Annotated in this window: 29 protein-coding genes and 1 pseudogene; 12 read left to right on the top strand and 18 right to left on the bottom strand. The window is 59.0% G+C overall.

The features are described 5' to 3' along the window. Positions 1–139 precede the first annotated feature (139 nt). Both H8F22_RS21140 and H8F22_RS21135 read right to left on the bottom strand, forming a co-directional pair. A complete protein-coding gene (locus H8F22_RS21140) occupies positions 140–628 on the bottom strand; it encodes a GyrI-like domain-containing protein (protein ID WP_059182279.1) in 489 nt (162 codons plus the stop codon). Between the two features lie 67 nt (positions 629–695). Continuing rightward, complete coding sequence (locus tag H8F22_RS21135) at positions 696–1,358, bottom strand: LysE family translocator (protein WP_027923880.1); 663 nt, start codon at positions 1,356–1,358, stop codon at positions 696–698. Between the two features lie 139 nt (positions 1,359–1,497). Between H8F22_RS21135 and alaC the strand changes: the two genes are divergently transcribed. Continuing rightward, positions 1,498–2,709 carry an alanine transaminase gene (gene alaC / locus H8F22_RS21130; protein WP_194940640.1) on the top strand — a complete coding sequence of 404 codons (1,212 nt, stop codon included), beginning with the start codon at positions 1,498–1,500 and terminating at the stop codon, positions 2,707–2,709. A 155-nt stretch (positions 2,710–2,864) separates the two neighbouring features. Here the strand turns inward: alaC and H8F22_RS21125 are convergent, their stop codons facing one another. Together H8F22_RS21125 and H8F22_RS21120 are read right to left on the bottom strand one after the other, a co-directional pair. Beyond that, on the bottom strand, positions 2,865–4,217 hold the full coding sequence (locus H8F22_RS21125) for a GntP family permease (protein WP_027923878.1): 1,353 nt from the start codon (positions 4,215–4,217) through the stop codon (positions 2,865–2,867). An 82-nt stretch (positions 4,218–4,299) separates the two neighbouring features. Continuing rightward, complete coding sequence (locus H8F22_RS21120) at positions 4,300–4,833, bottom strand: gluconokinase (RefSeq protein WP_027923877.1); 534 nt, start codon at positions 4,831–4,833, stop codon at positions 4,300–4,302. Positions 4,834–5,047: 214 nt separating this feature from the next. Here H8F22_RS21120 and gntR point away from each other — a divergent pair, with 214 nt between their 5' ends. Next, positions 5,048–6,079, top strand: a complete 1,032-nt coding sequence (gene gntR, locus H8F22_RS21115; RefSeq protein ID WP_027923876.1) for an HTH-type transcriptional regulator GntR — start codon at positions 5,048–5,050, stop codon at positions 6,077–6,079. 100 nt (positions 6,080–6,179) lie between these two features. Here gntR and H8F22_RS21110 read toward each other — a convergent pair whose 3' ends face one another. Beyond that, positions 6,180–7,055 (bottom strand): LysR family transcriptional regulator, encoded by an 876-nt coding sequence (locus H8F22_RS21110; protein ID WP_027923875.1) that lies wholly within the window; start codon positions 7,053–7,055, stop codon positions 6,180–6,182. 121 nt (positions 7,056–7,176) lie between these two features. Between H8F22_RS21110 and H8F22_RS21105 the strand changes: the two genes are divergently transcribed. From H8F22_RS21105 to H8F22_RS21095, 3 genes are all read left to right on the top strand, one after another. Continuing rightward, the gene (locus tag H8F22_RS21105; protein WP_194940639.1) at positions 7,177–7,608 is read left to right on the top strand and encodes a PACE efflux transporter; all 432 of its coding nucleotides are present in this window, start codon (positions 7,177–7,179) and stop codon (positions 7,606–7,608) included. A 15-nt stretch (positions 7,609–7,623) separates the two neighbouring features. Beyond that, on the top strand, positions 7,624–8,256 hold the full coding sequence (locus H8F22_RS21100; protein ID WP_027923873.1) for a glutathione S-transferase family protein: 633 nt from the start codon (positions 7,624–7,626) through the stop codon (positions 8,254–8,256). A gap of 138 nt (positions 8,257–8,394) precedes the next feature. Next, positions 8,395–8,949 (top strand): hypothetical protein, encoded by a 555-nt coding sequence (locus H8F22_RS21095; RefSeq protein ID WP_027923872.1) that lies wholly within the window; start codon positions 8,395–8,397, stop codon positions 8,947–8,949. 116 nt (positions 8,950–9,065) lie between these two features. Here the strand turns inward: H8F22_RS21095 and H8F22_RS21090 are convergent. Further along, positions 9,066–9,233 (bottom strand): annotated as a pseudogene (locus H8F22_RS21090) (fatty acid desaturase); the annotation flags it as partial. A 338-nt stretch (positions 9,234–9,571) separates the two neighbouring features. On the opposite strand from H8F22_RS21090, the gene H8F22_RS21085 reads away from it, so the two are divergent. Further along, a complete protein-coding gene (locus H8F22_RS21085; RefSeq protein ID WP_059182273.1) occupies positions 9,572–10,006 on the top strand; it encodes a GNAT family N-acetyltransferase in 435 nt (144 codons plus the stop codon). An 18-nt stretch (positions 10,007–10,024) separates the two neighbouring features. Here H8F22_RS21085 and def read toward each other — a convergent pair whose 3' ends face one another. The 3 genes from def to H8F22_RS21070 all read right to left on the bottom strand — a co-directional run bounded on the left by def (position 10,025) and on the right by H8F22_RS21070 (position 11,885). Then, a complete protein-coding gene (def, locus tag H8F22_RS21080) occupies positions 10,025–10,564 on the bottom strand; it encodes a peptide deformylase (RefSeq protein WP_027923869.1) in 540 nt (179 codons plus the stop codon). Next, positions 10,561–11,520 (bottom strand): YihY/virulence factor BrkB family protein, encoded by a 960-nt coding sequence (locus H8F22_RS21075; protein WP_027923868.1) that lies wholly within the window; start codon positions 11,518–11,520, stop codon positions 10,561–10,563. The genes def and H8F22_RS21075 overlap by 4 nt, the downstream gene beginning before the upstream one ends. Before the next feature lie 173 nt (positions 11,521–11,693). Then, a complete protein-coding gene (locus H8F22_RS21070; protein WP_027923867.1) occupies positions 11,694–11,885 on the bottom strand; it encodes a CsbD family protein in 192 nt (63 codons plus the stop codon). 200 nt (positions 11,886–12,085) lie between these two features. Here H8F22_RS21070 and H8F22_RS21065 point away from each other — a divergent pair, with 200 nt between their 5' ends. Further along, entirely contained in the window at positions 12,086–12,463 is a 378-nt protein-coding gene (locus H8F22_RS21065) for a hypothetical protein (protein ID WP_027923866.1), read from the top strand. An 88-nt stretch (positions 12,464–12,551) separates the two neighbouring features. On the opposite strand, the gene fadD1 is transcribed toward H8F22_RS21065, so the two are convergent. Then, positions 12,552–14,252, bottom strand: a complete 1,701-nt coding sequence (gene fadD1 / locus H8F22_RS21060) for a long-chain-fatty-acid--CoA ligase FadD1 (RefSeq protein ID WP_059182272.1) — start codon at positions 14,250–14,252, stop codon at positions 12,552–12,554. A 361-nt stretch (positions 14,253–14,613) separates the two neighbouring features. Then, positions 14,614–16,302, bottom strand: coding sequence for a long-chain-fatty-acid--CoA ligase FadD2 (gene fadD2, locus H8F22_RS21055; protein ID WP_059182271.1), 1,689 nt, complete (start codon positions 16,300–16,302; stop codon positions 14,614–14,616). Positions 16,303–16,547: 245 nt separating this feature from the next. Between fadD2 and H8F22_RS21050 the strand changes: the two genes are divergently transcribed. Continuing rightward, complete coding sequence (locus H8F22_RS21050) at positions 16,548–17,492, top strand: alpha/beta hydrolase (RefSeq protein WP_027923863.1); 945 nt, start codon at positions 16,548–16,550, stop codon at positions 17,490–17,492. Between the two features lie 42 nt (positions 17,493–17,534). Further along, on the top strand, positions 17,535–18,005 hold the full coding sequence (locus H8F22_RS21045) for a MaoC family dehydratase (RefSeq protein ID WP_027923862.1): 471 nt from the start codon (positions 17,535–17,537) through the stop codon (positions 18,003–18,005). 57 nt (positions 18,006–18,062) lie between these two features. On the opposite strand, the gene H8F22_RS21040 is transcribed toward H8F22_RS21045, so the two are convergent. Further along, positions 18,063–18,530 (bottom strand): ferritin-like domain-containing protein, encoded by a 468-nt coding sequence (locus tag H8F22_RS21040; RefSeq protein WP_027923861.1) that lies wholly within the window; start codon positions 18,528–18,530, stop codon positions 18,063–18,065. Between the two features lie 204 nt (positions 18,531–18,734). Between H8F22_RS21040 and H8F22_RS21035 the strand changes: the two genes are divergently transcribed. Further along, entirely contained in the window at positions 18,735–18,971 is a 237-nt protein-coding gene (locus tag H8F22_RS21035) for a DUF3820 family protein (protein WP_007949456.1), read from the top strand. 17 nt (positions 18,972–18,988) lie between these two features. After that, on the top strand, positions 18,989–20,170 hold the full coding sequence (locus H8F22_RS21030) for an aminotransferase class V-fold PLP-dependent enzyme (RefSeq protein WP_027923860.1): 1,182 nt from the start codon (positions 18,989–18,991) through the stop codon (positions 20,168–20,170). A gap of 2 nt (positions 20,171–20,172) precedes the next feature. On the opposite strand, the gene H8F22_RS21025 is transcribed toward H8F22_RS21030, so the two are convergent. From H8F22_RS21025 to zwf, 4 genes are all read right to left on the bottom strand, one after another. After that, positions 20,173–20,898 carry an intradiol ring-cleavage dioxygenase gene (locus H8F22_RS21025; RefSeq protein ID WP_027923859.1) on the bottom strand — a complete coding sequence of 242 codons (726 nt, stop codon included), beginning with the start codon at positions 20,896–20,898 and terminating at the stop codon, positions 20,173–20,175. A gap of 214 nt (positions 20,899–21,112) precedes the next feature. After that, positions 21,113–21,778 (bottom strand): bifunctional 4-hydroxy-2-oxoglutarate aldolase/2-dehydro-3-deoxy-phosphogluconate aldolase, encoded by a 666-nt coding sequence (locus H8F22_RS21020; protein WP_007949453.1) that lies wholly within the window; start codon positions 21,776–21,778, stop codon positions 21,113–21,115. A 17-nt stretch (positions 21,779–21,795) separates the two neighbouring features. Further along, positions 21,796–22,509: a 6-phosphogluconolactonase gene (pgl, locus tag H8F22_RS21015; protein WP_027923858.1), complete on the bottom strand. Its 714-nt coding sequence runs from the start codon at positions 22,507–22,509 to the stop codon at positions 21,796–21,798. Continuing rightward, positions 22,496–23,965 carry a glucose-6-phosphate dehydrogenase gene (gene zwf, locus H8F22_RS21010; RefSeq protein ID WP_194940638.1) on the bottom strand — a complete coding sequence of 490 codons (1,470 nt, stop codon included), beginning with the start codon at positions 23,963–23,965 and terminating at the stop codon, positions 22,496–22,498. Before zwf ends, pgl begins: the two co-directional genes overlap by 14 nt. Before the next feature lie 226 nt (positions 23,966–24,191). On the opposite strand from zwf, the gene H8F22_RS21005 reads away from it, so the two are divergent. Then, positions 24,192–25,052 carry a MurR/RpiR family transcriptional regulator gene (locus tag H8F22_RS21005; RefSeq protein ID WP_172825977.1) on the top strand — a complete coding sequence of 287 codons (861 nt, stop codon included), beginning with the start codon at positions 24,192–24,194 and terminating at the stop codon, positions 25,050–25,052. A 79-nt stretch (positions 25,053–25,131) separates the two neighbouring features. Here the strand turns inward: H8F22_RS21005 and H8F22_RS21000 are convergent, their stop codons facing one another. Then, positions 25,132–25,986, bottom strand: a complete 855-nt coding sequence (locus tag H8F22_RS21000; RefSeq protein WP_027923856.1) for a D-hexose-6-phosphate mutarotase — start codon at positions 25,984–25,986, stop codon at positions 25,132–25,134. 114 nt (positions 25,987–26,100) lie between these two features. Next, positions 26,101–26,264: carbohydrate porin (locus H8F22_RS20995; protein WP_194940381.1), on the bottom strand; the 164-nt coding region annotated here is incomplete at its 5' end.

Genomic DNA, 26,264 nt, shown 5'->3' with positions numbered 1-26,264 from the left:
CAGATCGGTCTTCTTATGTTGTTGGGCATCAGCACGTTTGGCTTCATCACCTTGTCGATCGACCTGATGCGCGCGCGCCGGATGAAGCAGGGTAAATGACACGTCGAGAGGCGGACGCATGGTCCGCCCCTCGCTGTAATCATTCGGATTTGAGCGGCAGCCAGATTTCCAGCACGCCGGTGTTGAGCTTGGGGTTGAAGTCTTCGCTGTAGCGTTCGAACTCCGGGGCGTCCGCCGCCTCTTTGCCGGACTGCGGCAACCAGGTTTTCCAGATGTACTGAAAGGTCTGGGGCAAGGTATCCAGCGATCCCTTGTGCTCGAATACGGCGTAGTGCTGCGGTTGAACCTCGATCCAGCGGTACTTATCCGGCAGGTCGTCGAGCTTTTCGATTTCGACGCCGGCGATGTATTCGAATCCGCCCTTGCCATCCGGATTGCAGCAGATGCCGTAGGTCACTTCGCCTTTTTGACCGGGAATCTGGCCAATCTCGGGAATGAATTTTTCCCAAAGGTCGGGGATCTTTTTTGTCGTCTCCGCTGTAAATAGGCCACCCAGCCCTGCAATGAGCAAAAAATGCCCATGTACGAAGCGGGGCTCGGCTGGTTTCACGCCTGTTTGCTCATCCATGGCTCAACTCCTGTGGCTTAAAAATGGGTTCGGCTGGGAGTATAGAAGCCAAACCCGATTCGCCCAGTTACAGGGCGTGCAACTGTTCCACGGCCGCCGAGCCAACAAACTCGTTGTACCCCGATAGGATCACGTAGACCGCGAAATAGCAGAAGATCGCTGCCGATGCCATGTATGAGTAGCGCAGCAGTTTGTCACCCAGCAACTTGCCGCCATGGCTCGCGGCAAAGCACAAACCGGCACTCCAGAGCAGCCCGGCACAGAGGAATCCGCCGAGAAACAGCGCGGAGCTGAGCGCACCACCGCCACCGGAACGGGCGATCAGCGTGCCGCCCACCGCCGCGAACCACAGGATGGCGCTGGGCGAAGACATGGCGAGAAAGATCCCGCGGAAAAATTCTTTGCGATGGGAGTTCTGCCCCACCTCTTCGGCTTGCGCCAATGCCGCTTCGTGGTGAATCGCCGAATAGATCATCTTTGCCGCAAAATAGATCAGCAACGCCGAACCACCGATCCACAGCACCCAGCGCACGGTTTCGTATTGCAGCAAAACGGTCATGCCCGCCAGCGCCAGCACGGCGTAGATCAGGTCGCCGACACAGGTCCCCAAACCCAGCGCAAAGCCCTGAAAATAGCCGCGTTGCATGGCCAGGGTGATCATCGCGATGTTGGCCACGCCGATATCCAGGCACAACGAAAGGCTCAGCAAGAAGCCGCTGCTAAATTCCATCAACCGATTTCCTTCGGAAAAATTTGTTTACACACTCGCTGGACAGTGTGCCACGACTGCCCTTATCTTCCGCAACAGGCCACCGCAGTGGCCAGCGTCGCTCGGACGGTTCCGGGCGCTCACGTTATCCGAGGCAACAATGGCCGAACAAGGTTCGCCGCGCCGCTTTGCGCGCATAGATCGACTCCCCCCTTACGTATTCAACATCACTGCCGAGCTGAAGATGGCCGCCCGTCGTCGTGGCGAAGACATCATCGACTTCAGCATGGGCAACCCTGATGGGCCTACTCCGCCGCACATCGTCGAAAAACTGGTGACGGTTGCCCAGCGCGAAGACACCCACGGCTACTCGACGTCCAAAGGCATTCCGCGCCTGCGCCGGGCGATTTCCAATTGGTACAAGGATCGCTACGAGGTCGACATCGACCCGGAAACCGAAGCCATTGTCACCATCGGTTCCAAGGAAGGCCTGGCGCACCTGATGCTGGCCACCCTGGATCAGGGCGATACCGTGCTGGTGCCGAACCCGAGTTATCCGATTCACATCTACGGTGCCGTGATTGCCGGCGCCCAGGTGCGTTCGGTACCGCTGATTCCGGGCGTGGATTTCTTCGCCGAACTGGAACAGGCGATTCGTGGCTCGATCCCGAAGCCGAAAATGATGATCCTCGGCTTCCCGTCCAACCCTACCGCGCAATGCGTGGAGCTGGACTTCTTTGAACGGGTGATCGCCCTCGCCAAGCAGTACGACGTACTGGTGGTGCACGACCTGGCCTACGCCGACATCGTCTATGACGGCTGGAAAGCTCCGTCGATCATGCAAGTGCCGGGCGCCAAGGACATCGCGGTGGAGTTTTTCACCCTGTCCAAGAGTTACAACATGGCGGGTTGGCGGATCGGTTTCATGGTCGGCAACCCGGAACTGGTCAACGCCCTGGCACGGATCAAGAGTTACCACGACTACGGCACGTTCACCCCCCTGCAAGTCGCGGCGATTGCGGCGCTGGAAGGCGATCAGCAATGCGTCAAGGACATCGCCGAGCAGTATCGGCAGCGGCGCAACGTGCTGGTCAAAGGCCTGCATGAGCTGGGCTGGATGGTCGAGAACCCGAAAGCGTCGATGTACGTCTGGGCCAAGATTCCCGAGGCGTATGCGCACCTGGGCTCGCTGGAGTTCGCCAAGAAGCTGCTGGCCGAGGCCAAGGTCTGCGTCTCGCCGGGCGTGGGGTTTGGTGAGTACGGGGATGATCATGTGCGCTTCGCGCTGATCGAAAACCAGGACCGGATTCGTCAGGCCGTGCGCGGGATACGCGGGATGTTCAGGGCGGATGGCTTGGTCACCAAAAACTAGCGCCTGACACATAACACTGTGGGAGCGAGCTTGCTCGCGATGAGGGCTTAACATTCAACGAAGAGGTTGAATGTTAGTCAGTCATCGCGAGCAAGCTCGCTCCCACATTAGTTTCGGGGTGATCACAAGAGCTGTGTCACCACCTGTGTTTTTGCTTAAACAAACATCGACAGCAGCAGGATAAAGCCCAGCGCAACCACGGACAGGATAGTTTCCATCGCGGTCCAGGTCTTGAAGGTTTCTGCCACGGTCATGTTGAAGTACTGCTTCACCAGCCAAAACCCCGCGTCGTTGACGTGAGACAGGACCAACGAACCGGCACCGGTGGCCAACACCAGCAGCTCACGGTTCACACCCGGAATCATCCCCACCACCGGCACCACAATGCCCGCGCCGGTAATGGTCGCCACAGTCGCCGAACCGGTTGCCACGCGGATCACCGCCGCCACCAGCCACGCCAGCAGGATCGGCGAGATCTGTGCGTTCACCGCCATGTGGCCAATCACGTCACCCACGCCGCTGGTCACCAGCATTTGCTTGAAGCCACCACCGGCACCGATGATCAGAATGATCGCGGCAGTCGGCGCAAGGCTCGAATCGAGCCATTTCAGAATGCGTTTCGAGTCGATGCCCTGACGGTGACCGAAGGTGTACAGCGACAGCAGCAACGCCAGCAACAGCGCCGAGATCGGGTGGCCGATCAGGTCCATGAAGGAGCGGGCGAAATTGCCTTCTGGCAGTACCACATCGGCAAAGGTCTTGAGCAACATCAGGAACACTGGCAGCAGCACGGTGATCAGCGTGATGCTGAAGCTTGGCAGGTCGGCCGAGTCAGGCTCGCGCGCCAGTTGATCCACCAGTTCCTGGTTAGGATGGCCGGGGATGTATTTGGCAATGAATGTACCGAAGATCGGGCCGGCAATGATGGCCGTTGGCAGCGCCACAATCAGACCGTAGAGAATGGTTTTACCGATGTCGGCACCGAACACGCCAATGGCCAGCAACGGCCCCGGGTGCGGCGGAACCAGGCCGTGCACGGCGGACAGACCGGCCAGCAGCGGGATACCGATCTTGATGATCGACACGCCGGTACGGCGCGCAACGATGAACACCAGCGGGATCAGCAGCACGAAACCGATTTCGAAGAACAGCGGAATGCCGACCAGGAACGCCGCGAACATCATCGCCCACTGCACTTTGTCTTTGCCGAACGCGCGAATCAGCGTCTGGGCAATCTGATCCGCCCCGCCCGACTCGGCCATCATTTTGCCGAGCATGGTGCCCAGCGCGAGGATGATCCCGACAAAACCGAGCACGCCACCGAAACCGTCCTGGAACGCTTTGATAACGGTACCGATCGGCATGCCGGAGGTCAGCCCGAGAAAGGCAGCGGCGATGATCAGGGCAATGAACGGGTGGAACTTGAACTTGGTAATCAGGAATATAAGCCCGATCACCGTGACCACTGCATCAAGCAGCAGGAACGTCTCGTGGGACATGCCAAACATTAGGGGTGTCTCCTGGTTGTTGTTGTTATTAAAGCGGGTAATTCGCGAGCCATCAGGACAGCGCTATCTTTTTTGGCAACACTCATACGGCCTGTTTCAGGCCGTGTGCCTGCCACCAGACATGCGCCTGCGACGCCAGTTGCTCGACGCTGTAGGTCGATGCATCCAGCGCCAGGGTCAACGGCTCGCCCACGGGGGATTCGAGGGTGGCGAACTGGCTGTCGATCAGGGTCGAAGGCATGAAGTGCCCTGGCCGGTGCGACACACGCTCGGCGGCGACTTCAGGGGTCAGCTCAAGAAACACGAAGCCCAGGCCCGGCAAAGCGCTGCGCAACACTTCGCGGTAGCTGTGTTTGAGGGCCGAGCAGGTCAGCACCGGGCGTTCGCCCTTGGCGTCGACGCGGCGCAGTTCATCGCACAGGCTGTCGAGCCAGCCGGCACGGTCCTGGTCGTTCAGGGGGATACCCGCGCTCATCTTTTCGATATTGGCGGCAGGGTGGAAAGTATCGCCTTCAATGGCAGTCGCGCCGCTGAGTTGGCACAAGGCCTCGCTGACGCATGTCTTGCCGCAACCGGCAACGCCCATGATGACCAGGGCGGTGATGGGATGATTCATGTAACACCTCAGCGCGCAGACAGCGCTACCTTTGACAGCTATGACACTCGATCAAAAGTAGAAGTTGCCGACGCCTTCTTGTCATTTTTGTGGGTTGCAGCATTTTCGTCCCAGTGCCAAAAAGCGAGGTTCAGGCAAAACTCGCTTACGCATTTGCAGCCGCTTCGGGACAGCGCTACCTTAGTGCCTTGAATTTTGTTTGGCAAGCCGCCCGATGACCTCCCCTAAAAACGATAAAAATACCCGCACCACTGGCCGCCCTACCCTCAATGAAGTAGCCCGACTGGCCGGGGTCAGCCCGATTACCGCCTCCCGTGCGTTGCGCGGCGTCAGCACCGTGGCCGCCGAACTGGTAGAAAAAGTCCAGAAAGCCGCGCTCGAACTCAACTACGTGGTCAACCCCGCCGCCCGCGCCCTGGCCTCGGCGCAGAGCCATTCGGTGGTGGTTTTGGTGCCATCGCTGTCCAACCTGTTGTTCATCGACACACTGGAAGCCATTCATCAGGTGCTTCGCCCCAAGGGCTTCGAAGTGCTGATCGGCAACTTCCATTATTCACGCGATGAAGAAGAAAACCTGCTGCGCAACTACATGGCCTATCAACCTCGCGGCTTGCTGCTGACCGGTTTCGACCGCACTGAAAGTTCGCGACGGATGATTGAAGCCAGCAACATTCCCTGTGTGTACATGATGGAACTGGACAGCGCGGCGGGTGTGAATTGCGTGGGTTTCTCGCAACTGGCCGCCGGCGAAACGGCGGCCGAACATTTGCTGTCCCGTGGTCGCAAGCGCCTGGCCTACATTGGCGCGCAACTGGACCAGCGCACCTTGCTACGCGGCGAAGGGTTCCGCAAAGCCCTGCAGAAGGCCGGGTTGTACGACCCGGGTCTGGAAGTGCTGACCCCGCGTGCCTCCTCCGTCGGATTGGGCGGCGAGCTGTTTCTGCAACTACTGGCCAGTCACCCCGATGTCGATGCGATCTTCTTCGGCAACGACGACCTGGCCCAGGGCGCACTGCTTGAAGCCCTGCGCCATGGCATCAAGATCCCGGAACAAGTCGCCATCCTCGGTTTCAACGACCTGCCCGCCTCGGCGCACATGGTGCCGCGCCTGAGCAGCATCAATACGCCGCGCGAGGCCATTGGCCGACGTTCGGCGGAGTTGATGTTGACGTTGCTGGCGGGGAATTCGGTGGCTAAACCGGTGCAGGATATGGGGTTTGAACTAAAAATCCGGGAAAGCACATAACCCCCCTGTAGGAGTGAGCCTGCTCGCGATGGCGGAGTGTCAATCAACAGGGATTTGACGGAGAGACCGTTATCGCGAGCAGGCTCTCTCCTACAGGGGATCAGCGTTGGCACAGCGATTCGACAAACGCCAACGCGCCTTTCTGCAACGGCTGGCTCTTGAGCCAAACGGCATGCACCGGCAACTCCAGACCATTCTCGATGTTGCGAAAGTTCAGGCGCTTGAGCCTTCCGGCATCGAGTAGCGGCTGGACCACAGACACCGGAAAGTTACCCCAACCCAATCCCGCTTCGACCATCTCCAGCGCCATCGCCAACGTGTCGGTGCGCCAGTAAGACTCGCCCACCAAGGGCCGGGTTTCGCTGATCGGCAGATCGCGGCTGGCGACGATAATTTGCCGGACATTGACCAGATCCTCGAGAAACAAATCCCGCCCTTGAAACATCGGGTTGTTCGCCGCGAGCGTGGCGACCATCCGCTCCGTGCCGACAAACTGAAACCGCTCCAGCGCATTCATGCTGAGCCCGGCGAAGGCCAGGCACACGCTGACCCGGCCGCTGTGCAGCATGGCCAACACATCATCCTGCGGCGCACTGAGCACTTCGACTTCCAGCAGTGGATGACGCTCGGCAATCACCTTGATCGCCGCCATCAAACGCCCCTTGTCGATGTCCGCCACCACGCCGATCGACAACTTGCTCTCCAGCCCCAGCGATAACTCGATCGCATGCACTTGCAGGTGTTTGAGTTGCTCGGCGATCAGTCGTGCGTGCGGCACCAGTGCACTGGCCATGGCGGTGGGCACCGGTTCGCGATGACTGCGGTCAAACAGCGGATAACCCAGTTCAGCCTCCAGGTTGGCGATGCCCATGCTCACGGCCGACGGGACTTTCCCCAGCGCCCGGGCAGCGGCTGAAAACGAGCCGCGTTCGATCACCGCAAGAAACAACTCGATGCTGTCGCTGTTGAAATTCATCCACCGTCCTATCAATAAAACTGAAAGCTACTGACTTTTTCTGTCACGACTATTGAAGCTATCTTTCGCCGCCTTCGCCAGTGCTGCTGGTTTCAAGTTCGCAAGAAAGAGGCAAATCCCCATGCAAGGCGTTAAACGCAAACTGGTCTATGTATCGTTGTATGAAGTCATCGGCATGACGTTTTCGGCACTCGGCCTGGCGCTGTTGTCCGGCACTTCCCCAGGCAGCACCGGCCCCTTGGCGGTGATCACCACCACCCTCGCCGTGACCTGGAATTTCATCTACACCTCGCTGTTCGAGCGTTGGGAAAGTCGCCAGTTATCACGCACCCGCACCGTTAAACGGCGCATCGTCCATGCCGTGGGTTTTCAACTAACCTTGATAGTGTTTCTCATCCCGTTGATTGCCTGGTGGATGAACATCAGTCTGGTGCAAGCGTTCCTGCTGGACTTGGCATTGATTATTTTCATCCCGTGCTACACCTTTGCGTTCAACTGGTTATTTGATCGCACGTTTGGTTTGCCAACGTCGGCGCTGCCGGATCCGGTTTGAAAACGGAGTAGCTCAATGGAACATGCACTGAAGATTCTCGGTAAGGCGTCGTCGATCAACGTCAGAAAAGTCCTGTGGACCTGTGAGGAACTGGGCGCTACCTACGAGCGTGAGGACTGGGGCAGCGGTTATGCGTCGACCCACACGCCGGAGTTTCTGCGCCTGAACCCCAATGCACAGGTGCCGGTGATCATCGATGAGGCAGGCGTGTTGTGGGAGTCGAATACCATCTGCCGCTACCTGGCCGGCAAACACCAAAATACCGATCTGCTGCCGCATGACCCGGCGGCGCGTGCGCGGGTGGAGCAGTGGATGGATTGGCAAGCCACTGAGCTCAACCCTTCCTGGAGCTACGCGTTTACCGCGTTGGTGCGCAAGGACCCGGAGTTTCAGGACCCGCACCGGATTGCCGTCGGCGTGCGAGGCTGGAACCAGAAAATGGCCCTCCTCGAACACCAACTCGCGACCACCAAAGCCTATGTCGCCGGGCCTCGTTTTACCCTGGCCGACATTGTCATCGGGCTGTCGGTCAACCGCTGGCTGATGACCCCGATGGAGCGGCCGGACTTCCCCGCCATCGACGAATATTTCCAACGCCTGGCACAACGCCAGGGTTTCCTGAAACACGGCTGTAACGGCTTGCCGTGACGGCGCGGTCGAACGCTGCCGCCTGACGGCAACTCCTGACCGCTATTACCCCCTCAAGCCCCGTAAATATGGGTATCAAGCGACGGCACGCTAATTGCTCCTGCCCTCCGGTCAGCAATTACCTACAGGCTATTCATCATGTTGGTCAGTGCAAAACAAACACAAATGGTCCCTCTGCCCAAGCGTCCCGGCGAAGACCCGAGTGCTGAAGCCGCCGCCGGGCTGCAAAGCGGCATGCAGGGCGCGATGCTGCAAGCGCTGCAAACCAATGTTCAGGCGCAGGTCCAGGCGTCCGCGACCCAACAAACCACGCAGCAAGTGAACGAGGCGAGCAAGATCAGCGACAACATCGATGAAGCCTTTGCCAAGACCCGCGTGGCGCTGCAAGCAGCCGATCCGTCGAAAGTGCCGGCCGACATTCAAGGCAACTCCACCGACAGTTCGGCAATGACCGACTTCAAGGACTACATGAGCAAAACGCCGGAACAGCGGCTGCGCGACAGTATTCTGAAAGACATGGGCATTACCGAAGAAGACTTGAAAGCCATGCCGCCGGAGAAACAACAGGCCATCGCGCAAGAGATTGCCGATCGCATGCAAGACAAGATGAAACTGGCGCAGGCCGAGAAAGAAACCAGCAGTAGCGAAAAAAGCGGCACTCAAGTAGTCGACAAGTTTCTGGCATCGCTTTAACCCGCGAGCATAAAAAAGGGTCCCTCTACCGGGACCCTTTTTCATTTTTACCGTGGTCAGTTCAATTGCAAGGTCGAGTTGAACTGTCTGATTGCATCGACGACATGCCGCGAGCCTACAGTGCTCAACCAGAGCCCCAATCGGTCACTGGCCAGAACAATACTGAACCAGCCGCCGTACACGCCGATCAACAACAGCCAGGTCGGCCATTCGGTGCGGGCCGTCAGGCGTTGACGCAGGGTGTCGATTTCTTCTCGGTGGGCGGTATCGAAGTACTGGGGCATGGCGTTGTTCAGATCGGGGACCAGTCCCCTTCTGTGCAGTTGCCTTGGGAAATCTTGCAGATTATTCGGTTATTTCGTTAAACCTGCAGCAGGAGCCCGATTGCCGGGCTCCCTTGTCGCGGGATCAGTGACCGAACACATCCACCTTCTTGGCCTTCTTGTCCGCGCGCTTTTCATCGGCGGTTTTCGCCGGCTTTTTCTTCGCTGCTTTCTTTGAATCCATGCCTTTGGCCATGATACGTACTCCACTCATACGGGATGTGAGATCAGGTATACACCTATCCCTGCGCGTACGTTCTTTTATAATCGCCCGCTTTGCACACCGACAGTCCAGACCCATGCCCGACACCCAGTACACCCTGCTCGACGAGCCGTTATGGCCCCTGATGAACAAATTTTATCGCGCGCACCAATCGCCGATGAAAGCCGTGCGCGATGCTCGGTTATGGGTGGCACGACGCAATGAGATTGTGGCGGCGCTGTGTTTGCGACCGGTGGCGGGCGGGTATTGGTTGACGGGGTTGTTTGTTGACCCGACCTGTCGCGAACAGGGGATTGCCGGCGAGTTGATTACGGCAGCGGTCAAGGACCTCGACCTTCCGGTGTGGCTGTTTTGCCATCCGGATCTGCGTGGCTTTTATGAACGTCGCGGCTTTACCTTCGATCCGCAGATGCCGTACGCCATGGTGGAGCGGTTGAGTCGTTATGCGCGCAGCAAGCCGATGATTGCGATGGGGCTGGAGCTAGGCAAACCGCTCATTCAAGACTTGTGAAAATCCAATGTGGTGGTCTTAGTCGTCAGCGTTCGGATCAAGGTCCGGGAACATGACTTCGGTAAACCCGAACTTGCTGAAGTCGGTAATGCGCGACGGGTACAAACGGCCGATCAGGTGATCGCATTCATGCTGCACCACCCGCGCATGGAAGCCTGAGGCGATGCGCACGATGGGTTGGCCCTTGGGGTCGACACCTTCGTAGCGAATCTGCTGATAACGGTCCACGGCGCCGCGCAGGCCCGGCACGGACAGGCACCCTTCAAACCCCTCTTCCAGCGTCGGGCTCAACGGTGTGATCAGTGGATTGATCAGGATGGTTTGCGGCACCGCCTCGGCGTCCGGGTACCGTTCACTGTGCTCGAAACCGAAGATCACCAGTTGCAGGTCGACCCCGATCTGCGGCGCAGCCAGGCCGACGCCGCCAACGCTTTCCATGGTCTGGAACATGTCGTCGATCAACTGCCACAACTCGGGGCTGTCGAACATCTCGGCCGGTACCGGCGGGGCAACGCGCAGCAGGCGCTCATCGCCCATTTTCAGAATTTCACGGATCATTTGGTGACTTCGTCAGTGGAGGGATGGACCGAGTGATCGCGCCCCAATCCCGAAACGTGGTGTTTTTGATGGTCGTGGCCGTGTTCGCCAGGAACCTTCTCGCCGGGGTCCTTGCCTTCGCTCGACATGTGCTCGATGACCGCGTTCATCTCCGCGCCGAGCAACAGCACCGCGGCGGAAATGTAGAAGTACAGCAACAGCACGATGATCGCGCCGATACTGCCATACATGGCGTTGTAGTTGGCGAACTCCTTGACGTACAGACCGAAGCCCACAGAGGCACAGATCCACACCACCACCGCCAGTACCGATCCCGGCGTGATAAAGCGAAACTCCTGTTTGACGTCGGGCATGACGTAATAAATCACGGCCACCGCGACCATCAGCAGAATCACCACCACCGGCCAGCGCACGATGGTCCAGAGGGTCACGATGAAGTCTTCGAGGCCGACCTGCGCGGCGATCCAGCCCATCAACTGCGGACCGAGCACCATCAGCGCGGCGGCGACCAGCAGCATGCCGGCGATGCCGACGGTGTAAATGATCGACAACGGGAAGCGCTTCCACGCCGGCCGGCCTTCGACCACATCGTAGGCCGCGTTCATCGCGCTCATCATCAGCCGCACACCGGCGGAAGCGGTGTACAGCGCAATCACGATACCCACCGAGAGCAATCCACCCTTGGATTGCTGGAGCTGGTCAATGACCGGGTTGACCTGTTCCAGCGCCTGGGGCGGCAAGACCAGTTCCGATTGCAGGCGCAGCCAGGAGAAAAAGTCCGGCAGGTGCAGAAAACCGATCAGGGCAATCAGGAACAAAATGAAGGGAAACAGCGAGAACAACATCTGATAGGCCAGCGCCGAGGCATAGGTCGACATTTCATCGTCGATGAACTCGGTGACCGTGCGCACCATCACACGGTGCAGGGGCAGGCCTTTCATGTCCGGGAAAATCATTAGCGTCTCCTTTCGCCGCAAGATTGGGGTTGAAGTCGTGGCGACTCAGGGGCCGTTTGCTACATCAAAGTAGCCTACTTGGCGACTTTGAAACAATTTCCGCGCTCAAGTTCAGGCTGACACAAAAACGGCCATCCGAGGATGGCCGTTCGTGATCATCGTCAAAGGCCGAATCAAGCCTTGTCGACGCCTTTCTTGATGGCGTCTTTGGCTTTGCCTATAGCTTGCTGAGCCTCGCCTTTCTTTTCCTGCACTTTGCCTTCAGCTTGCAGGCGGGTGTTGTCAGTGGCCTTGCCGACACCTTGCTTGACGTTGCCGACGGCTTCGTTGGCCATGCCTTTTACTTTATCGCCAGTGCTGCTCATGGTGTTGCTCCTGTGAACAAATCAATGAGAAAAGTCGTTACACAAGGATTGACCGGGGGCGTTTGCAGGGAGTTTCATTTATTTTGTACGGCACATTTCGTCGATCTTGGCAGGTTGGGCTTTATGTTTGCCGACCAACCCCCGAGAATGCGCAACGTATTCAGGCCATGGCGCTGAAGATCCAATCCCGTAGGAATGTTATGAAACTCGATAAAAAGCAGGCCATTGCCCGCAGAAACCAGGAACTTGGCGGTGCCGTGCTTGGCGTCAATAACTGCCATTTCACCGAATTGAACCGCAACCGCAACATCTGGTGGTTCGATATCCCGGTCGCGCGCCTGGCCATTGGTCAGTACGAATGGGTTCACTTGCTGATGCACACGCCGGACACCGACGAGCTGCTGCACCTGAAAGTGCCGACCGTGTTCCTGCGCGAGAAGCTTGAAGGCCTGGTGGTGCGCAATGAAGGCAAGCGCAAGGCGGCCTTGAGCCTGGAGCTGAGTGCCGACAAGGACTCGTTCCTGCAGGACATGCGCCCGGCGGGTACCAACGTCAATTTCGCACCGTTCCGCCTCTGAAAGCAAAAGCCTGCTCGCGATAGCGGTCTGACAGTCAAAGAAGATTTGGCAGACAAAAAAAGCCCCGCATCTGCGGGGCTTTTTGTTGTTACGCGCCGACCTTTTTCGCGGCGATTTTCTTCAGTTCTTCGTCGCGCAACTCGCGGCGCAGAATCTTGCCGACGTTAGTGGTCGGCAGCGCGTCGCGGAACTCGACGGCACGCGGCACCTTGTAGCCGGTGACGTTCGCACGCATGTGCTCCATCACTTGCTCTTTGGTCAGCGTCACGCCCGGTTTGGCGACGATGAAGATCTTGATCGCCTCGCCCGACTTCTCATCCGGCACACCTATGGCCGCACATTGCAGCACGCCCGGCAGGGTCGCGAGCACGTCTTCCAGTTCGTTCGGGTACACGTTGAAACCGGAAACCAGGATCATGTCTTTCTTGCGATCGACAATACGCATGTAGCCGTCCGGCTGGATCAGCGCGATGTCACCGGTCTTCAACCAGCCTTCGCTGTCGAGGATTTCATCGGTGGCTTCCTGGCGCTGCCAGTAGCCTTTCATCACCTGCGGACCTTTGACGCACAGTTCGCCGATTTCACCCAACGGTTGCTCCACGCCAGCATCGTCGATGACTTTGCAGCGGGTCGAAGGGACCGGAATACCGATGGTGCCGATCTGGATGTGCTGGATCGGGTTGACGGTGGCCACTGGACTGGTTTCGGTCATGCCATAACCTTCGCAGATGGCGCAGCCGGTGACCGCTTTCCAGCGTTCGGCGGCAGCCAGTTGCAGGGCCATGCCACCGGACAGGGTGACTTTCAGCGCCGAGAAGTCCAGCTTGCGGAAACCTTCGTTATTGCACAGCGCCACGAACAACGTGTTGAGGCCGACAAAACCGCTGAACTTCCACTTCGACAGTTCCTTGACCATCGCCGGCAAGTCGCGCGGGTTGCTGATCAGGATGTTGTGGTTGCCGATCAGCATCATCGCCATGCAATGAAAGGTGAACGCATAGATGTGATAAAGCGGCAACGGCGTGATCAGGATCTCGCAACCTTCATTAAGGTTGGAGCCCATCAGCGCCTTGCATTGCAGCATGTTTGCCACGAGGTTGCGGTGGGTCAGCATCGCCCCTTTTGCCACGCCGGTGGTGCCGCCGGTGTATTGCAGCACCGCGACATCGCTGCTGGCCGGGTTGGCTTCAGCCACTGGCTGGCCATGGCCCTTGCTCAGCACGTCGTTGAATTTGATGGCCTTGGGCAAGTGATACGCCGGGACCATCTTCTTCACGTACTTGATGACGCTGTTGATCAACAGGCGCTTGAGCGGCGGCAGCAAGTCGGCCACTTCGGTGACGATCACGTGCTTGACGCCGGTTTTCGGCACGACGGTTTCCGCCAGATGCGCCATGTTGGCCAGGCAGACCAGGGCTTTGGCACCGGAATCGTTGAACTGGTGTTCCATTTCCCGCGCGGTGTACAGCGGGTTGGTGTTGACCACGATCAGCCCGGCGCGGATGGCACCGAAGACGGCGACCGGGTACTGCAACACGTTGGGCAACTGCACGGCGATTCGATCGCCCGGCTGCAAGTCGGTATGCTGTTGCAGGTAAGCGGCAAAGGCACCGGACAATTCGTACAGTTCACCGTAGGTGAGTGTCTTGCCCAGGTTGCTGAATGCCGGCTTGTTGGCGAAGCGTTGGCAGGATTGCTTCAACACTGCCTGAATATTCGGGTACTCGTCTGGATTGATCTCGGCAGCGATCCCAGCTGGGTACTTATCCTTCCAAAAGTCTTCGATCATGGAAGCCCACTCCTCAGCAACGCGAATTCAGCACCGCATTTGATGCGATTATTATTGGTGTGTGTTTTATCGGTGAGTCTGGCTTTTTACTAGGCCGAGAAGTCACAAAGCGCGCCGAGAGTAGCAGCTTTGCCAAGGGTCGACCAGAGCCAAAAGCGGCCTCTATGGTCACAATTGTGACTCAAGAATAACCGGCAGTCATTTTAGAGCAAAAAACCTATAAAGCCTTGGAAGCCCCGAAAACAGGAGCTTTCCAGCCCCTAAAAGCATCGCGGGCAAGCCATGCTCCTACAAGGATCAGCGATGATCTTGTGGGAGCGTGGCTCGCCCGCGATCCGCGCAAAGCGCGGCCATTCAATGATTAAGCGATATCGCGCAACTCCCGCCGCAGAATCTTCCCGACCGGCGTCATCGGCAACGACTCACGCAACACGATGTGCTTGGGCACTTTGTACGCCGTGAAGTTTTCCTTGCAGTACGCCTTCAGCTCTTCAAGGCTGACCCCCGCTTCACGGGCCACTACAAACAACTTCACCGCCTCCCCGGAACGCTCGTCCGGCACACCGATGACCGCACAATTGGCGACTCTCGGGTGAGCCATCACCACGTCTTCAATCTCGTTCGGGTACACGTTGAAACCCGAGACGATGATCATGTCTTTCTTGCGATCGACGATGCGCACAAAACCGTCCGGGTCGATTACCGCAATGTCGCCGGACTTGAACCAGCCCTCGGCATCCAGCACTTCGGCGGTGGCTTCCGGTTTCTGCCAGTAGCCCTTCATGATCTGCGGGCCCTTGATGCACAGTTCGCCGCGCTCGCCCAATGGCTGCTCGACGCCGTCATCGTTGATCACTTTGAGCGTGGTGCCCGGCACCGGCAGGCCGACCGTGCCGATCCGCGATTGATCGCCGTACGGGTTGGTACAGGCCACTGGCGACGTTTCGGTCAGGCCGTAACCTTCGGTGATGCGGCAACCGGTCATCTGCTCCCAACGCTCGGCGGTGGCCTTGACCAGCGCCGTGCCGCCGGAGTTGGTCAGCTTGAGGCTGGAGAAATCCAGGGTCTTGAAGTCCGGGTGATCCATCAAGGCGACGAACAGCGTGTTGAGCCCCAGCAACGCCGAGAACCGCCAGTTCTTCAGCTCCTTGATGAAGCCGCCAATGTCGCGCGGATTGGTGATCAGCACGTTGTGGTTGCCGGTCACCATCATGCACATGCAATTCGCCGTGAAAGCATAGATGTGGTACAGCGGCAGCGGCGCGATCATCACCTCCTGCCCTTCGCGCAGCAGCGGTTGACCGTCAGCGCCGAACTGCCCAAGGCATGCCCGCGCCTGTTGCATGTTCGCCACCAGGTTGCCGTGGCTCAGCATTGCGCCCTTGGCCAAACCGGTGGTGCCGCCGGTGTATTGCAGCACGGCGATGTCGCCGAGGCTGACTTTCAGCGGCTTGATCCCCAGGCCACGTCCCATGTGCAGCGCGTTCTTGAACGAAATGGCCTGCGGCAACGAATACGCCGGGACCATTTTCTTGACCTTGCTGACCATGGTATTGACCAGCCAGCCCTTGGCGGCAGGCATCAGGTCGCCCATTCGCGCTTCGATCAGGTACTGGATGTCGGTGTCGGGCAGCACTTCCTGGACCTTCTGCCCGAACATGTTCAGGTACACCAGCGCCCGCGCGCCGGAATCCTTGAACTGATGACGCATCTCCCGCGCGGTGTACAACGGGTTGGTGTTGACCACGATCAGCCCGGCGCGCAAGGCACCGAACACGGCAATCGGGTAATGCAGGACGTTGGGCATCTGCACCGCGATGCGATCCCCCGGCACCAGGTCGGTGTGGGCTTGCAGGTACGCGGCGAAGGCCAGGCTCTGGCGTTCCAGTTCGGCGTAGGTCAGGGTCACGCCCATGTTGCTGAAGGCCGGGCGATCAGCAAATTTCTTGCAGGAACGCTCGAACACCTCAATCACCGACTTATAGGCCCCAAGATCGATGTCCAGGGGCACGCCGGCCGGGCGTTTGTCATTCCAGAAATCAGGTTGCATTGTTCTTGTCCTCTTTACCTGAGCCTATCCGGGCCGCTTTTCTGTCACTTCTAAAAAACCTGAAGCGAAAGGCGGGGCTCCACGGACACTAGCAGTTATGGCGATTCAGGCAAATACAGCCAACGCCGTCATTGACCGCGTGAATCTTCCTGCCGTGGCGCGGCCTGATCAGACGGCAAGCGCGGGATGCGCTATACAATGCAACCACGCCCATGCCACATGCAGCCCCATGCAAAGGAATCGCCATGATCCACGACACATTCTGGCTGACCGCGAGTGACCACAGCCGCCTCTTCGTCAACCAGTGGCTGCCCGCCTCGCCGTTAAAAGCCGTGATCCTACTGGCCCATGGCATGGCCGAACACAGCGCTCGCTACGCCCGGCTGGCGGAAAAATTCTGCGAGCAAGGCTACGGCGTGTATGCACCGGATCTGCGTGGACATGGCAAAACTGCCGAAAACGGCACACTGGGCCATTTTGCCGATGACGATGGCTGGTGCAAAGTCGTCGGCGACCTCGCCAGCCTCAACCAACACATCGGCCAGCATCATCCTGGCGTGCCCATTGTGTTGCTCGGTCACAGCATGGGCAGCTACATCGCCCAGGCTTATCTGCTGCATCACAGCGCCAGCCTGCACGGCGCGGTGCTTAGCGGCTCGAACTTCCAGCCCGTGGCGCTCTATCGCGCGGCGCGGCAGATCGCCCGCCTGGAGAAGTTGCGCCAGGGGCCCAAGGGCCGTAGTGCGCTGATTGAATGGCTGTCCTTCGGTTCGTTCAACAAACAATTCAAACCGGCGCGCACCCGTTTCGACTGGCTCAGTCGCGACCCGGCAGAAGTGGATAGGTACGCCAACGACCCGCTCTGCGGCTTCCGTTGCACCAACCAGCTGTGGATCGATTTGCTCGGTGGGTTGCAGCAAATCAGCAAAGCGTCCAATCTCGCCCAGATCGATCCGGGCCTGCCGCTGCTGGTGATTGGCGGCGAATGTGATCCGGTGAGCGAAGGCAAACGTCTGAAAGATCTGGCTGACGCCTTGCGTGCGGCAGGCAGCCAGAACCTGCACCTGACGATTTACCCGCAGGCGCGGCATGAACTGTTCAATGAGAGCAACCGCGAGGAAGTGATCAACGACGTGTTGCAGTGGATTGCCCAGGCCCTCAGCCACCGCCGGCCACCCCGGTCGGAATAGTTTTTTTGTGGATTCATTTATTCGTCACAGGAATCGAGACAGATGACCCAGGTTACCAACACCCCTTACGAAGCCCTCGAAGTCGGCCAGACCGCCAGCTACAGCAAAAAGGTCGAAGAGCGCGACATTCAGTTGTTCGCTGCAATGTCCGGCGATCACAACCCGGTGCACCTGGACGCCGAATTCGCGGCAGGCACCATGTTCAAGGAGCGCATCGCCCATGGCATGTTCAGTGGCGCGCTGATCAGCGCCGCCGTGGCGTGCGAGCTGCCTGGGCCGGGGACGATCTATATTGGCCAGCAGATGAGCTTTCAGAAACCGGTGAAAATCGGCGACACCCTGACCGTACGCCTGGAAATCCTCGAGAAACTACCGAAGTTTCGTGTACGCATTGCCACTCGCGTGTTCAACCAGAACGATGAGTTGGTGGTCGACGGCGAAGCCGAGATCCTGGCACCGCGCAAGCAGCAGACCGTGACGTTGCCGACATTGCCGGCGATCAGCATCGGCTAATCGACCAGGCATAAAAAACGCCAGACTGGCTGGCGTTTTTTGGCAGGCAACGAACGCTTACGAGCGTGCGCGAGCCTGGTTACGCAGGGCTTTCACCTGGTCATGATTGCGTTGCACGCCGTGGTACTGACGTTCAACCAGATCACGAATACCCACCAGGTTGTGTTTGTTGATTTTCTCCATGGCTTCGCGGTAAGCCTTCAGCGCGTGGTCTTCACCGCGTTCGGCTTCGTTCAGAACGGCTTCTTCGTCTTTGCCGGTGAACATCGACTTCACGTCGACCCAACGACGGTGCAAGTCGCCGCTGACACTGGTAGAAGTTTCCGGATCACCCCCCATCGAACGCACGGCTGATTGCAATTCAGCAGCGGCGGTGGCGCAATCGGCAGAACGCTGAACGAACAGCGTTTTGAGTTCTGGGTGCTTGATGTCTTCAGCGCAAGTCTTGAACCCTTCCTGACCGTCTTTGCTGGTTTCAATCAGGTCGTTGAGTACAGAGATGGCTTCTTTATTCATGTCGGTCATTTTTCAATTCCTTGCGGGTTGATGAAAGATGCAATGACTGTTGCACCCTGCATGCCAGCTTCTGACCGATTATTTATTCGTTATTTTTCAATCAGTTATATAAAACAGCAAAATCTGTATCCGTTTTTTTTGCATGATCTGTCAATTGGCCTGCATGCAGAATGCCTGTATTTTCCAGACGCATAGAATCAAGACGACCCACTGATGAACCCTGAAAAACTCGAACTGCTGATCACTCGCGAAATGCCCTTCGGCAAATACAAGGGCCGGATCATTGCCGACCTGCCCGGCCAGTACCTGAACTGGTTTGCCCGGGAAGGATTTCCCCATGGAGAACTCGGTGGCTTGCTGGCCTTGATGCAGGAAATCGACCACAACGGCTTGTCGGAACTGCTAGAACCCCTGCGCGCCAAACACGGCAAACCTGCGCCCCGCCATTGATCCTGACCGAGTAGCCCATGCCCGATAACACCCGCCGCGCCCGTGATGAATCCTTCTGGAAGACCTTTGCCGATCGCTACGCCGTCGAACCCGGCCCGATCAACCTGGAAAACGGTTACTTCGGGCGCATGTCGCGAACGGTGGTCGAGGAATACCAGCGCAACATCGAGCTCATCAATCGCAGCAACTCGGTGTATGTCCGCCAGCGCTTCGAACAGGGTGAAATCCTGCAGATCCGCGCGCAACTGGCCGAGTTGGTGGACGTGCCCGCCGAAGCCGTCGCCCTGACCCGCAACGCTTCGGACGGCATGCAATCGTTGATCCGCAACTACAACCGCCTGCAACCGGGCGATCAAGTGCTGTTCAGCGATCTGGAATACGACACCGTCAAAGGCGCGATGCGTTGGCTGGCGCGCAATCGCGGGGTCGAGGTGATCGAAATCAATCACGCCCACCCCGCCAGTTTCGACAGTTTGCTGGCCAGCTACCGCGACGCTTTTGCGCGTTATCCCAAACTCAAACTGATGGCCCTGACTCACGTCACCCACCGCACCGGCCTGGTGATGCCGGTGCAGGCGATTGCCGCCGCCGCCAAGGAACACGGCGTCGATGTGATCCTCGATGGCGCCCACGCACTGGGGCAGATTGACTTCAAGCTCGATGAACTCGGTGTCTCGTTCGCCGGCTTCAACCTGCACAAATGGATCGGCGCGCCGCTGACCCTGGGCTTCATCTACATCGCGCCCGAGCGCCTGGCCGATATCGACCCGGACATGGGCGAGGTGCATTTCCCGGTCACCGATATTCGTGCACGCACGCCGTACAGCACGCCCAATATTCCGGCGCTGCTGACCTTGCCGCTGGTGTTCGAAGAACATCAGGCCATGGGCGGGTCCGCCGCCAAAAGTGCCCGGCTCAACTACTTGCGCAATCTGTGGGTGCGCGAAGTGCGCGAACTCCCGGGGATCGAAGTGATGACGCCGGATGATCCTCGCTTGTATTGCGGCATCACGTCGATGCGTTTCACCCGACAAGCCGATCAACAACCGATGGTCGAGCGACTGCTCAACGACTACAACCTGTTTACCGTCATGCGCAGCGGTGCCGCGAGTGGTCCGTGCATTCGCATCACCCCGGGCCTGACCACCACCGCCGTACACATGCAACTGCTGGCCCGGGCGCTGAGCGAACTGCGCTGAGGTCATACGGTGTACTTGTCGAAATCCTCGGGCTTGATGTGCGATGACACCGCGAAGGTGTCGATGCCTATGGTCGTGGCGCCGAAGAAGCCATCTTCATTCGAATCCCGGCTGAGGGTGTGCACGTTCAAGGTCGACGCTTCGCCGCTGTGGTGCTTGTAGTAAACGTCTTCATCGTTGGTCAGCGCCAAGGACTTGCGACCGCTGTACTCACGTGAGTTGAGGACCGAGCGCGACGCCACCTCGGGCAAGTACAACTGACCGACCCAGGCGACATGCCGTTCTTCCAGGTAATTGTTGCCGGCGGTGATGCGCACGGCGACGTGAATGTGCAGCGCACGGCCGGCGTAGAACCCCGGATAGACCGTGGTAAACCGCACGACGCCTTGCCTGTCGGTGAACTGCCCGCCTCGCAGGTAGGTGTCGTCGTCGGTGCGCGGGACCGAGCCGATGTCACCGTTGTCCACTTCCTTGTCTGGATCAATCCTGCTCCAGCCCGAATAAAACCCGCGCGCATTGCAATGCCAGATATCGACCAGCGCGCCGGTGACAGGTTGCCCGGTCATGGCATCAACGATTTGCAGGCGCAGCACCAAGGGAACACCATCGGCGCCTTCGCTGATGTTGCGCCGGATCAGTTTTGGATTGCGGAAATACGGGCCGGGGATCTGCTCAGGAGATAGCAGGTAAACCGGTGATGCGGGTGCAACTGAGGTGTTGTCGTCCATGACGTTCTCTCTTTCATAAGAAGCGTGCAGATTAACGTCGGGCGAGTGGTGAGATGCGGTAACTATGTATCGCTCGAGGAAGACCTGTAGCAACTGCCGAAGGCCGCTATAAGGAATTTCGATGGCCAGTTTTTTGCGGGCAAAAAAAAACGGTGCACCGACCAAGCGCACCGTAAAGCCGTAGAACACACAACGAAGTGTCAGGTAAAGCGGATCAGTCCAGCAGCGCCAAGGCCTCGGCGGTGCATTCCTGAATGCGGGCCCAGTCGCCGTTCTTGATCCACTCCGGATCAAGCATCCAGCTACCGCCCACGCACATCACGTTTTTCAACGCCATGTAGCTCTTGATGTTGGCCGGGCCGACGCCACCAGTCGGGCAGAATTTCACTTCGCCGAATGGACCGCCGAGGGCCTTGATGGCCGCGACGCCGCCGCTGACTTCCGCCGGGAACAGCTTGAAGCGGCGATAGCCCAGGCCATAGCCTTCCATGATGCCGGAGGCGTTGCTGATCCCCGGCAACAGCGGGATCGGGCTGTTGACGCTGGCTTCAAGCAAATCACGGGTGATGCCCGGTGTGACGATGAACTGCGAACCGGCCGCTTCGGCGGCGGCGAGCATGTGGCGATCGAGCACGGTGCCGGCACCGGTCATCAGTTCCGGACGCTGTTCGCGCAGGATCTGGATGGCCTTGAGGCCGAACTGCGAACGCAGGGTCACTTCCAGGGCGGTCAGGCCACCGGCGGCCAGGGCGTCGGCCAGTGGCAGCACGTCCTGCTCGCGAGCGATGGTGATCACCGGCAGAATCCGCGCCTTGGCGCAGAGGCTGTCGATCAGGGCAACTTTGTCCGCCATGGATACGGTCGGGGATGGGGTTGTCATAGCGGCTGTTCCTTGGCTCATGGGCACCAGTAAATCTCTAACGTAGGTTGCAAAAACGCGCGAATCGGCATGGCGGCGACATCGTCGACGGCCAATGCGGCACTCAGTGTGGTCAGCTTGGATTGACCGGAAATCGATAGCACTTTGTGTTTGGCCGAGGCCAGCAGCGCACGGCTCATGGTCAGGCGCTGATGCGGCACGGTCGGCGCCAGCATCGGGTAGCAGCGGCGTGTGCCGTCGACTTTCAAGGCGTCGGCCAGGTTCGGGCTGTTCGGGAACAACGAGGCGGTGTGGCCGTCGTCGCCCATGCCCAGCACCAGCACGTCGATCACCGGCAGTTCGGACAACAAACGGTCGGCCTGCTCGGCCGCCTGTTCCAGGTTGGCGCTGGCGCTGTACAGACTCAGGAACTGAGCCTTGGCCGCCGGGCCTTGCAACAGATAACGCTTGAGCAGACCGGCATTGCTGTCGGCATGTTCCACCGGCACCCAACGCTCGTCAGCCAGGCTGACCACCACGTTCGACCAGTCCAGTGCCTGCTTGGCCAGGTGCTGGAAAAACGCCACCGGACTGCGACCGCCAGACACCACCAGCGTGGCGGTGCCCTGGGCCTCGATCGCTTCGCTCAGTTGCTTGGCCACCGACAGTGCCAGCGCTTGTGCCAACAGCACCGGGCTCTTGAACTCATGGGCGCTGACGCCCTGAGGCAGTTTCAAATCAGATATCGCCATACCACGACCTCCCGTCCCGCGTGATCAGAGCAATGGAGCTCATCGGTCCCCAGGACCCGGCCGCGTAAGGCTTGGGCGCATCACCGGATTTTTTCCACCCGGCGATCAACTGGTCACACCACTTCCACGCGGCTTCGATTTCATCTTTACGGACAAACAGGTTCTGATTGCCGCGCATCACTTCCAGCAACAACCGCTCGTAGGCATCGGGAATCCGCGCGCTGCGATAGGTGTCGGAAAAATTCAGCTGCAACGGACCGCTGCGCAGCTGCATGCCCTTGTCCAGGCCTTGTTCTTTGGTCATCACGCGCAAGGAAATGCCTTCGTCCGGTTGCAGGCGGATAATCAGCTTGTTGCTGATTTGCAGGCGCTGCTCGGGGGCGAAGATGTAGTGCGACGGTTCCTTGAAGTGAATGACGATCTGCGACAGCTTCTGCGGCATGCGCTTGCCGGTGCGCAGGTAAAACGGTACGCCGGCCCAACGCCAATTGCGGATATCGGCACGCAAGGCGACGAAGGTTTCGGTGTCGCTCTGGGTGTTCGAATTGGGCTCTTCCAGGTAACCCGGCACCGGCTTGCCTTCGCTGTAGCCGGCGATGTATTGACCGCGCACCACCTGAGTGGTCAGGCCTTCCGGGCTGATCGGCGCAAGTGCCTTGAGGACTTTGACTTTCTCGTCGCGGATGCTGTCGGCGGACAGGTCGGCCGGTGGGTCCATGGCGATCAGGCAGAGCAGTTGCAGCAGGTGATTCTGGATCATGTCCCGCAGCTGCCCGGCCTTGTCGAAGTAACCCCAGCGGCCTTCGATCCCGACCTTCTCGGCCACGGTGATTTCCACGTGGGAGATGTAGTTCTGGTTCCACTGGGTTTCGAACAGGCTGTTGGCGAAACGCAGGGCAATGAGGTTTTGAACCGTCTCTTTGCCCAGGTAGTGGTCGATGCGATAGGTGCGGTTTTCCGGGAAAAACTGCGCCACCGCGTCGTTGACCTTGCGCGAGGATTCCAGGTCCGAGCCGATCGGTTTTTCCAGCACCACGCGGGTGTTTTCCGCGAGGCCGACTTTGGCCAGGTTCTCGCAAATCCCGCCGTACACAGCGGCCGGCGTGGCAAAGTAGGCAATCACACGCTGGGCGCTGCCGGCCATATCGGCCAGGGCGATGTAATCGTCAGCCTTGAGGAAGTCCACGTGCAGGTAGGTCAGCCGCGCCAGAAAGCGCTCGACCACGGCTTCGTCCAGCTCTTTGGCGCCCACATAACGACGCAGTTCGGCGCCGATGAATGCCAGGTGCTGCTGCTCGGTGCCGGGCTCGCGGGCCAGCGCGATAATGCGCGTATCCTCGTGCAGAAGGCCTGCGCCATCGAGTTGATAGAGGGCAGGAAACAGCTTGCGCAAAGCCAGGTCGCCGAGGGCGCCGAACAAGGCAAAGGTGCACGGTTCAACCGTAATCGAAGGCATGATGTTTGTTCTTTTATCAAGTTAAGCTACAAATACCTTTTTTTAAGGCATCGCTCAAGAGAAAATGTAGTAATAACCACAACATTTTCGCAAAATACAGAATCCGAGTGGTAGCCGCTCGGAGCCATCAGTAGGATAGGCCACCGTTTGGGGCCGCATCCAAGGCCCTTTTGGCATAGCCGAACTCTAATTTCCGCAGCTGACCCAAGGAACACATATGGACCGCGTGCGAAATTTACTGGAACAGATCCAGAATCGCCTTGAAGACCTGAACAAGGCGGAACGTAAAGTCGCCGAAGTGATCCTGCTCAACCCAGAGCAGGCCACCCGGTTCAGCATCGCTGCGCTCGCCCAGGCCTCCAAGGTCAGCGAGCCGACCGTCAACCGCTTCTGCCGCTCGTTCGGCGTCAGCGGCTACCCGGAACTCAAACTTCAGTTGGCCCAAAGCCTGGCCAGTGGCGCGGCGTATGTCAGCCGCGCGGTCGAGGCCGATGACAACCCTGAAGCCTATACAAAGAAGATTTTCGGCAGCGCCATCGCCTCACTGGACAGTGCCCTGCAGGCGTTGGACCCGAACCTGATCAGCCGCGCCGTCGACCTGTTGATCCAGGCCCGGCAGATCCACTTCTTCGGCCTCGGCGCCTCGGCCCCGGTGGCGCTGGACGCGCAGCACAAGTTCTTCCGCTTCAACCTGGCCGTCACCGCCCACGCCGACGTACTGATGCAACGCATGATTGCGTCGGTGGCGCACACCGGCGAATTGTTCGTGATCATTTCCTACACCGGCCGCACCCGCGAACTGGTGGAAGTGGCGCGCATCGCCCGTGAGAACGGTGCGTCGGTGCTGGGCCTGACCGCCGAGGGTTCGCCGTTGGCCAAGGCCAGTACGCTGAGCCTGAATATTCCACTGCCGGAAGACACCGACATCTACATGCCGATGACTTCACGCATCATCCAGCTGACCGTGCTGGACGTGCTGGCGACCGGCATGACGCTGCGTCGCGGGGTGGATTTCCAGCCGCATTTGCGCAAGATCAAAGAAAGCCTGAATGCGAGCCGGTATCCGGTTGGGGATGAGTTCAACTAACCTGGCATCTCCGCAGCCTGACAGGGCCTCATCGCGAGCAAGCTCGCGATGAGGCCAGCCGCACCACCGCAATCTTGAGCTAAACGCCAACCCGCGCCTGCAAACTCAAATGCGCCCTCTCTCCTGGCGCCAGGCTCAGGCGATGGGCGCCGCCACTCGCCGCTTCCACACACACGAATTCTGAAATCTCATTCCAGCTCACCCCCAGCAATGGCCGCGAGCCGGGATGCCAGACCACCGTGTCCGAATGGTCACCGGTATCGATGCACAATTCACGTTGCCAAGCGTGGTCCTTGAGCTGCAACTCGCCGTCGTGCTGGAACACGCGCTGGCAACCGCCATCGACCCGCAACTCCCCCTCCTGCTGGCAAACCTGGCGATTCAAGTGATCATACCCCTGCGCGCCCTCGAGCCCAGACAGCGCTACCTCACCCACGTCACCAATACGCCAGTAAGCGTGCAACGCCTGACTCAATTGGCACGGCAAGGTGTCTTGATGCTCGGTGCTCAGGCGCAAATCCATGCGTTCGCCCAAATGGGCGTGCAGGTCCACCTGCCAGTCACACAACTGCAGTTGCCAGTGCAATCGCACGCCATCGTCATCGTGGCTGCTGTCGAGCAGCTTCCAGTCGATCAGCCGTGCCCAACCATGGGAAGGCCAAGCGTTTTCGCTTGGATGACGGCCATACCAAGGCCAGCACACAGGCACGCCACCACGAATCGCACCGACCTGCGGCCACTTCGCCGCGCACCAGAGCCAGGGCTTTTGACCCGCAGGCTGGAAATGCAGCAACTGCGCGCCCTGGCGACTGAACACCGCCTGACACAGCGGATGATCGATCACCAACACGTCGCGCTTCTGATAGCGCTCCCACGCAAACACCGGACGTTCGCGCAAGGATTTGAAGAAGCGTTGTAGCGGATGCTCATGCATGTGCCACGGTCCTGAAAATCATCTGTTGCCGGGGCGCGCCCCCCCCAAAAAAAAGCGGACAGCCTGGGCTGTCCGCAAATATGCGCACATAGAGAGGAGCTTATCGCAACAGCGTTAGAACACCGACTGAATTTTCAGGCCGGCCACCAGTGCGTTATCGACTTCATCAACACCGCCCGGGTGAGTGATGTATTGCAGGTTAGGACGCACGGTCAGCCAGTTGGTAACGTGGAAGCCGTAGTTGATTTCGTAGTTGTACTCGGTGGTCCGCAGTGGCG

The organism is Pseudomonas mucoides (assembly GCF_015461845.1).
Taxonomy (GTDB): Bacteria; Pseudomonadota; Gammaproteobacteria; order Pseudomonadales; family Pseudomonadaceae; genus Aquipseudomonas; species Aquipseudomonas mucoides.
Note: the sequence above shows the minus strand (reverse complement) of the source record. Positions and strands in the feature narration are given on the sequence as shown.

Coding starts and splice junctions, on each gene's coding strand:
- H8F22_RS21140 (WP_059182279.1), bottom strand. CDS start 628: ATGGATGAGCAAACAGGCGTGAAACCAGCCGAGCCCCGCTTCGTACAT.
- H8F22_RS21135 (WP_027923880.1), bottom strand. CDS start 1,358: ATGGAATTTAGCAGCGGCTTCTTGCTGAGCCTTTCGTTGTGCCTGGAT.
- alaC (WP_194940640.1), top strand. CDS start 1,498: ATGGCCGAACAAGGTTCGCCGCGCCGCTTTGCGCGCATAGATCGACTC.
- H8F22_RS21125 (WP_027923878.1), bottom strand. CDS start 4,217: ATGTTTGGCATGTCCCACGAGACGTTCCTGCTGCTTGATGCAGTGGTC.
- H8F22_RS21120 (WP_027923877.1), bottom strand. CDS start 4,833: ATGAATCATCCCATCACCGCCCTGGTCATCATGGGCGTTGCCGGTTGC.
- gntR (WP_027923876.1), top strand. CDS start 5,048: ATGACCTCCCCTAAAAACGATAAAAATACCCGCACCACTGGCCGCCCT.
- H8F22_RS21110 (WP_027923875.1), bottom strand. CDS start 7,055: ATGAATTTCAACAGCGACAGCATCGAGTTGTTTCTTGCGGTGATCGAA.
- H8F22_RS21105 (WP_194940639.1), top strand. CDS start 7,177: ATGCAAGGCGTTAAACGCAAACTGGTCTATGTATCGTTGTATGAAGTC.
- H8F22_RS21100 (WP_027923873.1), top strand. CDS start 7,624: ATGGAACATGCACTGAAGATTCTCGGTAAGGCGTCGTCGATCAACGTC.
- H8F22_RS21095 (WP_027923872.1), top strand. CDS start 8,395: ATGTTGGTCAGTGCAAAACAAACACAAATGGTCCCTCTGCCCAAGCGT.
- H8F22_RS21085 (WP_059182273.1), top strand. CDS start 9,572: ATGCCCGACACCCAGTACACCCTGCTCGACGAGCCGTTATGGCCCCTG.
- def (WP_027923869.1), bottom strand. CDS start 10,564: ATGATCCGTGAAATTCTGAAAATGGGCGATGAGCGCCTGCTGCGCGTT.
- H8F22_RS21075 (WP_027923868.1), bottom strand. CDS start 11,520: ATGATTTTCCCGGACATGAAAGGCCTGCCCCTGCACCGTGTGATGGTG.
- H8F22_RS21070 (WP_027923867.1), bottom strand. CDS start 11,885: ATGAGCAGCACTGGCGATAAAGTAAAAGGCATGGCCAACGAAGCCGTC.
- H8F22_RS21065 (WP_027923866.1), top strand. CDS start 12,086: ATGAAACTCGATAAAAAGCAGGCCATTGCCCGCAGAAACCAGGAACTT.
- fadD1 (WP_059182272.1), bottom strand. CDS start 14,252: ATGATCGAAGACTTTTGGAAGGATAAGTACCCAGCTGGGATCGCTGCC.
- fadD2 (WP_059182271.1), bottom strand. CDS start 16,302: ATGCAACCTGATTTCTGGAATGACAAACGCCCGGCCGGCGTGCCCCTG.
- H8F22_RS21050 (WP_027923863.1), top strand. CDS start 16,548: ATGATCCACGACACATTCTGGCTGACCGCGAGTGACCACAGCCGCCTC.
- H8F22_RS21045 (WP_027923862.1), top strand. CDS start 17,535: ATGACCCAGGTTACCAACACCCCTTACGAAGCCCTCGAAGTCGGCCAG.
- H8F22_RS21040 (WP_027923861.1), bottom strand. CDS start 18,530: ATGACCGACATGAATAAAGAAGCCATCTCTGTACTCAACGACCTGATT.
- H8F22_RS21035 (WP_007949456.1), top strand. CDS start 18,735: ATGAACCCTGAAAAACTCGAACTGCTGATCACTCGCGAAATGCCCTTC.
- H8F22_RS21030 (WP_027923860.1), top strand. CDS start 18,989: ATGCCCGATAACACCCGCCGCGCCCGTGATGAATCCTTCTGGAAGACC.
- H8F22_RS21025 (WP_027923859.1), bottom strand. CDS start 20,898: ATGGACGACAACACCTCAGTTGCACCCGCATCACCGGTTTACCTGCTA.
- H8F22_RS21020 (WP_007949453.1), bottom strand. CDS start 21,778: ATGACAACCCCATCCCCGACCGTATCCATGGCGGACAAAGTTGCCCTG.
- pgl (WP_027923858.1), bottom strand. CDS start 22,509: ATGGCGATATCTGATTTGAAACTGCCTCAGGGCGTCAGCGCCCATGAG.
- zwf (WP_194940638.1), bottom strand. CDS start 23,965: ATGCCTTCGATTACGGTTGAACCGTGCACCTTTGCCTTGTTCGGCGCC.
- H8F22_RS21000 (WP_027923856.1), bottom strand. CDS start 25,986: ATGCATGAGCATCCGCTACAACGCTTCTTCAAATCCTTGCGCGAACGT.